This is a genomic window from Actinotalea alkalitolerans, from assembly GCF_023369855.1.
GTDB lineage: Bacteria > Actinomycetota > Actinomycetes > Actinomycetales > Cellulomonadaceae > Actinotalea.
Map to the genome: position 1 here is coordinate 1 of NZ_JAMBPP010000001.1, position 11,954 is coordinate 11,954.

An 11,954-nucleotide genomic window follows, 5' to 3' on the forward strand; every position below is an offset into this window, starting at 1 on the left:
CCGCGGAGCCAACCGGTCCCAGCGTCCCTCGTCGGAGGCCTTCCTGTCCTTCATCGCCGGCCAGTGGGCGCAGGCTGGCCCCCGGGGGGGGGGGGGGGGGGCCCCCCCCCGTCGTCGTGGGTGGGGCAGATCAGCGCCGCAGCGGGTCAGCCCAGGCCGCTGTGGATCGCGGTGATCAGCTCACCGCTGGTGGTGTCTCCCGAGAGCTCCCAGAAGAACGCACCGGCCAGGCCCTGGTCCTGGGCGTAGTCCATCTTGCCCGCGATCGTGGCGGGGGTGTCATAGCTCCACCACTCCCCGTTGCAGAAGGCGTACGCCGTCCCACCGACGGTCCCGGTCGACGGGCACCGGTCCTTGAGGACCTTGTAGTCCTCGATCCCGGGCTCGTAGGTCCCCGGTGCCGGGCCGGTGGCACCGCCACCCGGGGTCGCCTGGCTGACACCCGTCCAACCACGGCCGTAGAAGCCCAGGCCCAGGAGCAGCTTGTCGGACGGGATGCCCAGGCTCCGGAGCTTGGTGATCGCCGTGTCCGAGTCGAAGCCCGGCGTGGGGATCCCCGCGTAGGAGCGCAGCGGCGAGTGCGGCGCCGTCGGACCGGCGGGGGTGAAGGCGCCGAAGAAGTCGTACGTCATCGGCATGTAGAAGTCGACGTGCTGCGCGGCACCCGCGTAGTTCGCCGCGTCGATCTTCCCGCCCGGTGTGCCGTCGGCCGTGATGGCCGCCGTCACGAGGTCCGAGCCGAACTCGGTCCGCAGGGCACCCATCAGCGCCGGGAAGGACTCCCGGCCGCTGGTGTCGCAGCTCGCGCCGCAGGCGTTGGGGTACTCCCAGTCGATGTCGATGCCGTCGAAGACGTCCGCCCAGCGCGGGTCCTCGACCAGGTCGTGGCAGGACCTCGCGAAGGCCTGCGGGTTCTGCGCGGCCTGGCCGAAGCCACCCGACCAGGTCCACCCGCCGAAGGACCAGATGACCTTGAGGTCGGGGTGCATCTCCTTGAGCTTGCGCAGCTGGTTGAAGTTGCCTCGCAGCGGCTGGTCCCAGGTGTCGGCGACACCGTCGACGCTCTCCGCGGCCGTGTAGGCGCGATCGTGGTCGGCGTAGGCGTCACCGATCGTGCACCGGCCGTTCTGCACGTTGCCGAACGCGTAGAGGATGTGGGTCAGCTTGTCGGCCGAGCCCGAGGTCTGGATGTTCTTGACCTGGTAGCTGCGGCCGTAGGTGCCCCAGTTGGTGAAGTAGCCGACGACGTACTCCCCCGGGTCGGCGGGGTCCGTGGGGACCGTCGGGTCGGTCGGGTCCGTGGGGTCCGTGGGGTCGGTCGGATCCGTGGGGTCGGTCGGGTCCGTGGGGTCCGTGGGGTCGGTCGGGTCCGTGGGATCCGTCGTGCCCGAGCACGCCCCGAGGTCACGCCAGACTCCCCACTCACCGCCGGCCCCGGGCGCCTCGCCCTGGGTCCACCACTTGGCCTCCCAGTGACGCCCCGCGTAGGACACCTGGGTACCGCCGAGGTAGACGGTCGACGAGCTCCACGCTGATGCCGTGCAGGTCGCCGGGGTTGAGGGGTCGGTCGGGGTGGGTTCCGTGGGCACCGGCTCGGTCGGGTCCGGCTCTGCGGGATCTGGCTCTGCGGGATCTGGCTCCGTGGGGTCCGGGGTCGCGGGGTCCCCCGGCGCGGAGCATGCGCCCAGGTCACGCCACACGCCCCAGTCGCCACCGCCACCCGGACGGTCGCCCTGGGTCCACCACCGGGCCTCGTAGTGCCGCCCCGCGAAGCTGACCCGCTGGCCACCGGTGTAGACCGCGGTGGCCGACCACGCCGCCGAGGCGCACGTGGCGGGAGGTGCGGGATCGGTCGGAGCCGGGTCCGTGGGGGTCGAGGTCCCGCCGACGTTGACGTCGACACAGCTGTAGAACGCCATCTCCGTGTTCGAGACGTTCCAGCGGGCCAGGATGGTGTGCTGCCCGCTCGGCAGGCCGGTCAGGGTGTGCGAGACGTCCGACGGGGGCTGCTGCCCACGCTGGTCGTAGGTCTCGTGGAGCTGCCCGTCGACGAAGTACTCCCACAGCCCGGTGTTGTGCGCAGCGGTGAGCTTCCACCGCAGGGTCAGCGTGCTGTCCACCTCGGTGACCGGCCACGGCTTGCTGCTGTCGTCCAGCACCGCGAAGGCCTGGTTGCCGCCGCTGCACTGCAACGAGCCCTTGGGGGCCTCGACGCTCTGGGGCTCGTAGGTGATCTGACCGCAGTCGAACGGGGTCGCCCCCGTCGCACAGTGGTCCTGCCGGCTGGGTGGTGAGGTCACCCAGCCGTGTGCCTCTGCGCTCGGCGCACCGGCGACCGGGACGATCGTCATCGCGCCGAGGGCGACAGCCAGTGCTGCCGCGCGGAATCGCTTCATCGAGACGCTCACTCTCCTGAGGGTGGGACACGGATCCGGCACCCCGAGCGGCGCCCCGTGAGGGCGTCAGGGGTGTCGGCTGCCGCGGGCCCGGTCACACCGGCCCGCACCTGCGCACCTCTCCCGGCGGGACGTCCACCGGGGGTGCCCTGTCACCGTAGGCGCGCCGCCCCGTGGCGGTAAGTGTGGATTCCTCGTACATGGACGCCCGACCACGTACGGGAACGCGCCCGCGCGACTCCGGTCAGAGCACGCGCGGGCAGGTCGACGACCACCCGGTCAGCCCCCCGCGCGGTTGACCAGGACGGCCAGCTCGAGGCGCGAGCAGGTGCCGAGCTTGCGGAACACGCGCGTCAGGTGGACCTCGATCGTGCGCACCGAGACGGACAGCGCCGCGGCCGCCTCACGGTTGGAGGCACCCGCGGCGACCACCTGCGCGACCTCCCGCTCACGCGGCGTCAGGCAGGCCGACCACACCAGACCGGGCGCACCCGTGTCACCAGGGTCACGACCGTGCCCCGCCAGCCCGGCACGCCGGCGGTCCTCACCCCTGCGGACGGGCACCCGATCGTGGGCCGTCCGCTCACCGAGCCCTCGAGCGAGCTCGGCCAGCGCACCCGCCCCCGCCTCCTCGAAGAGCTGACCGGCGGCGCGGAGATGGTCCCCGGCCGCCCGGCCGTGGCCCGGACCGTCGGTCAGGAGGGCCCGGGCCACGGCCAGGCGGGTCCTGCCCTGCTCGAGCGGGCTCCGCAGGGAACGCCCCAGGGCCAGGACCTCGCCCGCCAGCGCGTGCCGGTCACCGGCCGCCGCGCTCGTGACCTCGGCACGCGCGCGAGTCGCCGCCGCCGCGGAGGTCCACCGCGCCTCAGGACGCGCACGCAGCCTGGCCAGGGCCGCCCGGGCGGCGTCGGGACGTCCCGCGAGCGTCCACACCTCGACCGCCTCGAACCCGGGCAGCGGGAGACCCGCGGCCCCCGCCGGCTGCTCGTCGGCGAGGTCCAGGAGGGTCGCGGCGAGCTCGTGCTCGCCTGCGAAGCAGGAGGCGATCGCGCGGTTGACGAGCAGGCCGGTCCGCACCGGGTGACAAGGGGTCAGGGGAAGGAGCCGTTCGAGGCTCGCGGCCAGCTCGCCGGGTGCGCCCTGGGTGAAGAGCTCCAGGCGTCCGGCGAGCACGACTGCCAGGCCCGACAGCGGCAGTGCGACAGGGAGCCGCCCCGCGGCGTCGAGCAGGTCCTGGTTCGCCGTGCCCACCGTCCCGGCCCAGGTCTCCACGAGCACCCCGGCGACCCTCAGGTAGGCCTCGACCAGCGGGGTCACGGCCTGCCGGGTGCAGGCCGGCGAGGCCCAGGCACGTTCGTGCCGTGTGTCCTCGCGCAGCGGGGCGAGCTCCGCCGCGGCCCGCGTCAGCACGCTGCGTGCGTCCTCGAAGCGGTCGGCCCCGGCCAGGCTCAGGGCCCGGCACGCCTGGGCCAGGGCGGCCGTCGTGCCGTGCTCGGCAGGGCGGGTGTCGAGCAGGTCGAGGCTCTCGTCCACGCTGCCCGCCAAGAGGTGCACGGCAGCCTGGACCAGGCTCTGCCACGGGTCCTCGCGCAGCACGCCCGAGGTCACGTCCAGGAGTCGTTGAGCCGCTCCCACGTCGGACCGCTCGGCGTGCAGCACCGCGGTGAGCAGCGCCTCCCGCGAGGAGCCGGCGGCAGCGGTGAGGTCGTCGGGCACCTGACCCGTGGCAAGGGTCACCGCGACCAGCAGCGGACCCAGCAGACCCTGGCGCGAACCCGCCGTGCGGACGGCCTCACCGAGCAGGTCGACCGCATCGACCACGTGCCCGGCGTGCAGGGCGGCGACCCCGGCGACTCCGAGCGCCTCGCCCCGCTGGGCCCCCCTGGCGTGGGCGGTGGCCTCGCGGGCCACGCGCTGGGCCCACACCGCTTCCCCTCGGGCCACCATCCGCCGGGCCACCCGCAGCAGGTCGGCCGCCAGACCGGGGTCACCCGCGAGGGTCGACAACGCGGTGTGCCAGGTCGCCGCATCACGGTTGCCGTCCTGCGTGTGCACCGCCGCCAGCCGGCGGTGGGCGGCCGTGCGCTCGGTCATCGACGCCCCGGCATGGATCACCGAGCGCACCCTCGGGTCGACGATCCGCACGTGACCGGCGACCATCTCGAGGTGGTCCGCGGACCGGCTCGCCACGAGGGAGTCGATGTCCGTCCCGACCGCACGCAGCAGCACGTCGGTGCGGTCGACCACCGAGACCGACGCGACCAGGAGGATCTCCCTGTCGGTCGGCGTGAGGATGTCCACCGACCCGGCCAGGTCGTCGTGCACGCCGGACGCCGCGGGCAGCGGGTCGGCGATCAGGGAGCCTCCGGCGAGCTCCGAGGGACTCAGCAGCCGGGCCGTCTCGACGACGTCCGCGGGACGCACGCCGACGGATCGCACCAGGTGGGCGGCGACGTGCGGTGCGACCGGGACCGGCAGGGCCTCCCGGAGCTCGCGGAGTGCGTCGAGCAGTCCGGCCGGCGGGATCGCTGGGCCCACGGCGGACACCCCCCTGCCGTGCATCTCCACCCCCGCGAGCCCCGCTGCCCATGCCCTGCGAGCCGGACGCTAGCAGCACCGGGCGGACGCTGCGAGGATGGCCGGATGACCACTGCAGCGGTGACCGGCGCGTACGGCAAGGCAGGACGAGGGGTCGTCGCCGACCTCTCGTACGGCAAGGCAGGACGAGGGGTCGTCGCCGACCTCCTCGAGCACGGGTACGAGGTGCTGGCCACCGACCTGGCAGGTCCACCCGGGGCCGACGCCGGTCTGGGCGCCGACCTGGTCGTCGCGGACCTGACCGACTACGGACAGGTCGTCGAGGTGCTGGCCGGGGCCGACGTCGTCGTGCACCTGGGCAACATCCCCGCACCGGGCCGGGCCACCGCGCCCGAGACGATCAACCGGAACACGGCGATGAACACCAACGTCTTCCTCGCCGCCGCGCGGCTGGGCCTGCGCAAGGTCGTGTGGGCCTCGAGCGAGACGACGCTCGGCCTGCCCTTCGACACCCCGCCGCGCTACGCACCGGTCGACGAGGCGCACTTCCCGCTGCCGACCACCACCTACGCGCTGTCCAAGGTGCTCGGTGAGGAGACCGCCCGCCACGTGTCCGCGTGGTCGGGGATGCCGTTCGTGGGGCTGAGGCTGTCCAACATCCACCGTCCGCAGGACTACGCAGCGGTCCCCGGGTACTGGTCCGACGCACGGTCACGGCTGTGGAACCTGTGGGGCTACGTCGACGTGCGTGACGTCGCGACAGCCTGCCGGCTCGCGCTCGAGACCGAGACGACGGGCTCGCACAACGTCATCATCGCCGCGGCCGACACGATCATGGACCGTCCCTCGCGCGACCTGCTCGCCGAGGTCTTCCCGGGCGTCGCGCTGACCCGCGAGATCGGCGAGTTCGAGACGCTCCTGGCGATCGACGTGGCACGCGAGCTGTTCGGGTACGAGCCCGCGCACTCGTGGCGCGACCACGTGGGCTGAGCCCGGTCCCGCCGCCCTGATCCCGAGCCGCCGCCCCCGTCGTGACGGCCCGGGGTGCGCGCGGTCAGTGGAACCAGGTGCCGCCGTTGACGTCCAGGACCGTCCCGGTGGTGAACGACGCGGCCGGTGAGGCCAGGAACAGCACCGCGGCAGCGACGTCTGCAGGCAGCCCGGCCCGGCCGAGCGGGGTCCCCGCCACCGCGGCGCGCTGGCCGGCCTCGGGGGTGAACGTCGCGTGGAACGGGGTCTCGCCGATGAAGCCCGGGGCGATCGAGTTGACCGTGATCCCCCGTGGCCCCAGCTCCTTGGCCAGGCCGCGGGTGAACCCGTCCAGCGCCGACTTGGCCGCGGCGTAGGCCACCGCACCGCCGCCGCCACCGTTCTGCCCGGCCTGAGAGCCGATCGAGACGATGCGACCGCCGTCGGGCATCGTCGCGAGCACTGCGCGGGTCACGAAGAAGGTGCTGGTGAGGTTGACGTCCAGGACCGCGCGCCAGTGCTCGTCGGTCATCTCGGCGAGCGGGTGCCGACCGACCAGGCCTCCGGCGTTGTTGACCAGCACGTCGAACCCGCCACCCAGCGCCTGGGCGGCCTGCGCGACGACGTCGTCCACCTGGTCGCTCCGGGTCGCGTCCAGGGGCAGCGCGAGCGAGGTGCGTCCGAGCGAGGTGATCTCCGCAGCGACCTCGGCCCCGTCGTGCGAGCGGTAGGTCAGGGCGACGTCGGCCCCCGCCCGCGCGAGCTCGAGGGCGACCGCGCGGCCGATGCCGGTGCCTCCGCCGGTGACGAGAGCACGCTTGCCGGTCAGGTCGAGCACGGGGTCTCCTCGGTCGAGCGGTCGGTCGTGGCGTGCAGGGAGCGGGTCAGCGGTCGACGCGGGCGCTGCCGCCGCCGGCCAGCTTGAGGACCTCGGCCTTGGTGACCATGGTCGTGTCGCCGGGGGTGGTCATCGCCAGGGCCCCGTGCGCGGCGCCGTACTCGACGGCCGTCTGCAGGTCCTGGCCGTCGAGCAGGCCGTAGATCAGGCCCGACGCGAACGAGTCGCCACCGCCGACGCGGTCCATGATCTCGAGCTTCTCGCGGTGCGTGGACTGCACGACCCCGGTCTGCGGGGACCAGGCCAGAGCGCCCCAGTCGTTGACGCTCGCCGAGTGCACGGTCCGCATGGTGGTGCCGATGACCTGGAAGTTCGGGTACGCGGCAGCGGCGGTCTCGATCATCGCGGCGAACTTGTCCACCTCGAGGGCCGAGAGGTTGTCGTCCACGCCCTCGACCTCGAAGCCGAGGCTCGCGGTGAAGTCCTCCTCGTTGCCGATCATCACGTCGATCGACTTGGCGATCTCCTGGTTGACCTCCTGGGCCTTGGCGTGGCCGCCGATCGCCTTCCACAGGCTCGGCCGGTAGTTGAGGTCGTAGGAGACGACGGTGCCGTGCTTCTTGGCCGCGGTCACGGCCTCGATCACGACCTCGGCGGAGGACTCGCTGAGCGCCGCGAAGATGCCACCGGTGTGCAGCCAGCGCACCCCCAGCTCACCGAAGAGGTGGTCCCAGTCGACGTCGCCGGGCTTCATCTGCGACGCAGCGGTCAGGCCGCGGTCGGAGACACCGACCGCGCCGCGCACGCCGAAACCGCGCTCGGTGAAGTTCAGACCGTTGCGCACCCCGCGGCCGATGCCGTCGTAGGGCACCCACTGGATGAACTGCGTGTCGAGCCCACCGGTGAGGATGAAGTCCTCGACCAGGCGCCCGATCTCGTTGTCGGCCAGGGCCGTCACGATCGCGCCGCGCAGCCCGAAGGCGCGACGCAGGCCGCGGGCGACGTTGTACTCCCCGCCACCCTCCCAGGCGCGGAAGGAGCGAGCGGTACGGATGCGCCCCTCGCCCGGGTCCAGGCGCAGCATGACCTCGCCCAGGGACACCGCGTCGTAGCGGCACTCGGAGGCGGGGCGGAGGGTGAGGTCGGCCATGGTCAGGCTCCTTCGTCTGGGTCCGGCGGTCGGCGGGAGGGGTCGGGCGGGTCGGCGGGTGAGGCGGGTGGCTCAGCCCTTGGTCAGGGCCACCGCGTCGGCGGTGAGCTGGGTGATCCCGGCGAAGTCGCCGGCGCGCACGCGGTCCCGGGGGACCATCCAGGAGCCGCCGACGGCAGCGACCGACGCGATGCTGAGGTAGTCCTGGAGGTTCTTGGGGCCGATCCCGCCGGTGGGCACGAAGCTCACGCCGCCGAAGGGCGCCGCGAGCGCGGCGATGGCCGGTGCGCCGCCCGAGGTGCCCGCCGGGAAGAACTTCACGGTGGTGAGCCCGAGCTCGAGGGCTGCCTGGATCTCGGTCGCGGTGACCGCGCCGGGCAGGGCCAGCACACCATGCTCCTGGCAGCGCTCGACGACCGCGCGGCTCAGACCGGGCGAGACGACGTAGCTCGCCCCGGCGGCCACGGCCTGGTCGACCTGGGCGGGGGTCAGGACGGTGCCGGCGCCGACGAGGATGTCGCCGCGGTCGGCCATGGCGCGGATCGAGTCCTGCGCGGCGGCCGTGCGGAAGGTGACCTCGGCGACGGGCAGGCCGCCGTCGACCAGGGCACCGGCCAGGGCGTGGGCGTCGGCGGCGTCGTCGAGGACGACCACCGGGACGAGGCGGGCCGCGCTGAGGGCTGCAAGGGTGTCCATCGTGGGTTCCGTTCCGCTAGGCGAAATGCATGTATCGCTCTCCGGAATCAAGGATGCCACAGGGACCCGGGGAACTCAACAGGTCTCGCCCGCCGGGTCGCCAGGGCGCGTGGCCGGGACGGTCGGCCACGCGCCCCTCACGGTCGGGGCAGCGTCAGACCGGGGGGCAGCAGCCCGGGGAGCGTGCGGCAGATCTCCTGGTGCAGGGCGGTCAGCCGTTCCGGGGTCATCCGCTCGGCCGGGGCCGTGACGCTGACTGCCGCGATCGCCGCCCCCGAGCGCAGCAGGGGCACCGCCAGGCAGCTGATCCCCGGCTCGTTCTCCTGCTCCTCGGTCGCGAAGCCGGTCGCCCGCGCGCTCTCCAGCACCGTCCAGACCCGATCGAGGTCCACCGCACCCCGCTCACCCGCGGCCTGCACGTACCCCGCGAGCATCGTCCGGTCGGTCCCGCGGTAGGCCAGCAGCGCGCGCCCCAGCGCCGTGGTGACCGCCGGGCTGCGCCGCCCGACAGCCGACCACACCCGCACCGAGCGCTGCGGTTCGACCTTGTCCAGGTAGACCACGTGCGTCCCGCTGAGCACCCCCAGGTGCACCAGCTCGTCAGCCACCCCGCACAGGGCGACCAGCGCCGGGTGCAGCAGCACCGGCAGGTTCTCGTCGCTGAAGAAGTCCTCGGCGAGCTGGGTCGCCGAGGGCCCCAGCAGGTACGCCCCCGACGTCGGGTCCTGGGTCACGAAGCCGCGGAAGCGCAGTGCCGCCAGGGCGCGGTGCACGGTGGTCTTGTTCAGCCCCAGGGCCGACGCGAGCTCGGCCAGGCTGCGTCCGTGCGCGCCGGCGCGCGCCAGCTCCTCGAGGGTGAGCAGAGCGCGGTCCACGCTCTCCACGGGTGAGGTCTCGGTCATGTCGCTCCTCGCATCAGACCCCAGTGTGCCGCCCGTCGCCCCCGTCGAGGTCCGCGAACCTCTAGCCTGGGTCCGTGCGCGCATCCGTGACGTTGAGCCAGGTCGCCCGCGAGGCGGGGGTGTCGCTGGCCACCGCGTCACGCGCGATCAACGGCAGCGCCAACCGCACCGTGCGCCCCGACCTGCGCGACCGCGTGCTCGAGGCCGCGGAGCGACTGCGCTACTCCCCCGACGCCAACGCCCAGGCCATGGCCCGCGGTCGCACCACCTCGCTCGGGCTCATCGTCCACGACATCGCCGACCCCTACTTCTCCTCGATCGCGGCCGGGGTCGGCCTCGCTGCCGAGCGGGCCGACCTCGCAGTGACCCTGGCCAGCACCCAGCACGACCCCTCGCGCGAGCCCCGGTTCGTCGAGCTGCTCACCCGCCAGCGAGCCCGCGCGATCATCGTCGCGGGCGGACGACGGGACGACGACGAGGCCAACGGTCGCATGCGCGAGGCCCTCGAGGACTTCCGTCACTCCGGAGGCACGGTCGCGCTCATCGGCCAGCCCCTGCTCGACGTCGACACCGTCGTGATCAGCAACCGGAGCAGCTCGGCCGACCTCGCCCGCGCCCTGCACGAGCACGGCTACCGGCGGTTCGGTGTCCTGGCCGGCCCGACCGACCACCTCACCGCCTGCGACCGGCTCGCCGGCTTCACCGAGGCCCTCGACGAGCTCGGTACCCCGCCGCCCGAGGGCGCCGTCGTGCACTCGGCCTTCACCCGCGACGGGGGGTACGAGGCGATGAGCACCCTGCTGCGCCAGGGCCCACCGGTCGAGCTGGTCTTCGCGGTCAACGACGTCATGGCCGTCGGCGCGATCGCCGCGGCCCGCGACCGCGGGACGGCCGTGCCGCAGGACGTCGCAGTGGCCGGGTTCGACGACATCGTGACGCTGCGCGACATCACCCCGGCGCTGACCACCGTGCGGGTGCCGCTCATCGAGGTGGGGATCGCCGCGACCGAGCTGGCGCTGGCCGCGCCCGGGGACGAACCACGCCTGGTCCACGTCGGTGGCACCGTGGTGCTCCGCGAGTCCACCCCGCCGCGCGGCTGACCTCAGCTCAGCGCGAGACGCAGATCGGCCGTCCGCACCGGCAGGCCCGTCTCGAGCGAGGTGTTCCCGGCGATCCCGACGACCACCGAGCGCACCCCGTCCAGCAGACCCGCGGCACGTCCCAGAGGGTCCTGCCCGGCACCGCGGAACAGGTCGGCGAGCATGCGGTCGTCCCCTCCGCCGTGCGCGCCGTCGCCCTGCGGGATCTCGACCTCACGGGCCAGTCCCCAGTGCGGCTGGACCAGGAGTCGCTGACCGTGCGGCCGGACCGCGGGCACCGTGCCCCGAGCCGTCTCGACCGCTGCGTCCACCACGCTCGGGTCGAGCTCGATACGCCCGTCGCGGCCCACCACGACGGCCCCGCGCTCGACGACCTCGAGCTCGGCGCGGCCCGCGGTGCCGTTGACCGCGACCCGGTAGCCCTCCCACGGGCTGTGCGCGTTGAGCGAGTACGTCAGGGTCGCCCCCCGGGCGTAGTCGACGATCACCGCCAGGTTGTCCTCGATGGTGATCCCCGCCGAGAAGACGTCACGGTCACGCAGGTAGCCGTCGTGGTGCTCGGCGTCGAGGTAGAGGCTCTTGAGCCGCGGGTCGTCGCGCAGGTCCAGCAGGAACGGGTCGTTGCGCGTGGTCCGCGTCGAGCCACGGGCGGGCCGGCGGATCACCCCGCGCCGCCGGGCGTTCGAGGCCCCGTAGAAGCGCAGCGCGCCGCTCGAGTAGACCCGGGACGGCAGGTCGGCCAGCCACCAGTTGACCAGGTCGAAGTGGTGCGAGGCCTTGTGCACCAGCAGTCCGCCCGAGTGCTCCTTGCGGCGGTGCCAGCGGCGGAAGTAGTCGGCGCCGTGCATGGTGTCCAGCACCCACTCGAAGTGCACCGAGGTCACCTCACCGATCTCCCCCGAGGCGATGACCTCCTTCAGGGCGCTGTTGCGCGGCGAGTAGCGGTAGTTGAACGTCAGGACCAACGAACGGCCCGTGGTCTCGACCGCCTCGATGATGCGGCGGCACCCGGCCAGGTCGGTGGTCATCGGCTTCTCGAGCACGACGTCCGCGCCGGCTCGCATCGCGCACGCGACGACCTCGGCGTGGGTGTGGTCCGGGCTGGTCACCACCACGGTGTCGACCCGTTCGACGTCGATCATCTTCTCGATCTGGTCCGGTGCGTAGCGGGCCGGGACGCTGGCGCCGGCCGTCCGGCGCACCAGCTCGTCGTAGTAGTCCATCCGGGTCGGGTTGGGCTCGCACCAGGCGACGATCTCCCCGACGTCGGCGTGCGGACCGAGCAGCGCCTCGACGTACATCTGCGAACGGTGTCCGGTCCCGACGACGGCGTACCGGCGGCGGTCCTGCGCACTGGCACCCACA

General features: G+C 73.4%; 9 protein-coding genes. 2 read left to right on the forward strand and 7 right to left on the reverse strand.

Going from position 1 to position 11,954, the window contains the following annotated elements; translation table 11 throughout:
- Positions 1–146: 146 nt before the first annotated feature.
- Positions 147–2,396, reverse strand: coding sequence for a glycosyl hydrolase family 18 protein (locus M1R94_RS20190; RefSeq protein WP_283252711.1), 2,250 nt, complete (start codon positions 2,394–2,396; stop codon positions 147–149).
- A gap of 279 nt (positions 2,397–2,675) precedes the next feature.
- Entirely contained in the window at positions 2,676–4,934 is a 2,259-nt protein-coding gene (locus tag M1R94_RS00025) for a LuxR C-terminal-related transcriptional regulator (RefSeq protein WP_249379614.1), read from the reverse strand.
- A 105-nt stretch (positions 4,935–5,039) separates the two neighbouring features.
- Here M1R94_RS00025 and M1R94_RS00030 point away from each other — a divergent pair, with 105 nt between their 5' ends.
- Entirely contained in the window at positions 5,040–5,924 is an 885-nt protein-coding gene (locus M1R94_RS00030; protein ID WP_249379615.1) for an NAD-dependent epimerase/dehydratase family protein, read from the forward strand.
- A gap of 64 nt (positions 5,925–5,988) precedes the next feature.
- Here M1R94_RS00030 and M1R94_RS00035 read toward each other — a convergent pair whose 3' ends face one another.
- The 4 genes from M1R94_RS00035 to M1R94_RS00050 form a co-directional block, all read right to left on the reverse strand.
- On the reverse strand, positions 5,989–6,741 hold the full coding sequence (locus M1R94_RS00035) for an SDR family NAD(P)-dependent oxidoreductase (RefSeq protein WP_249379616.1): 753 nt from the start codon (positions 6,739–6,741) through the stop codon (positions 5,989–5,991).
- A gap of 46 nt (positions 6,742–6,787) precedes the next feature.
- A complete protein-coding gene (locus M1R94_RS00040) occupies positions 6,788–7,891 on the reverse strand; it encodes a sugar kinase (RefSeq protein ID WP_249379617.1) in 1,104 nt (367 codons plus the stop codon).
- A gap of 72 nt (positions 7,892–7,963) precedes the next feature.
- The gene (gene eda, locus M1R94_RS00045; RefSeq protein WP_249379618.1) at positions 7,964–8,587 is read right to left on the reverse strand and encodes a bifunctional 4-hydroxy-2-oxoglutarate aldolase/2-dehydro-3-deoxy-phosphogluconate aldolase; all 624 of its coding nucleotides are present in this window, start codon (positions 8,585–8,587) and stop codon (positions 7,964–7,966) included.
- Between the two features lie 137 nt (positions 8,588–8,724).
- Positions 8,725–9,489, reverse strand: a complete 765-nt coding sequence (locus M1R94_RS00050; protein ID WP_249379619.1) for an IclR family transcriptional regulator — start codon at positions 9,487–9,489, stop codon at positions 8,725–8,727.
- 74 nt (positions 9,490–9,563) lie between these two features.
- On the opposite strand from M1R94_RS00050, the gene M1R94_RS00055 reads away from it, so the two are divergent.
- A complete protein-coding gene (locus M1R94_RS00055; RefSeq protein WP_249379620.1) occupies positions 9,564–10,589 on the forward strand; it encodes a LacI family DNA-binding transcriptional regulator in 1,026 nt (341 codons plus the stop codon).
- A gap of 2 nt (positions 10,590–10,591) precedes the next feature.
- Here M1R94_RS00055 and M1R94_RS00060 read toward each other — a convergent pair whose 3' ends face one another.
- The gene (locus M1R94_RS00060; RefSeq protein ID WP_308199853.1) at positions 10,592–11,953 is read right to left on the reverse strand and encodes a Gfo/Idh/MocA family protein; all 1,362 of its coding nucleotides are present in this window, start codon (positions 11,951–11,953) and stop codon (positions 10,592–10,594) included.
- Between the last annotated feature and the right edge of the window lies 1 nt (position 11,954).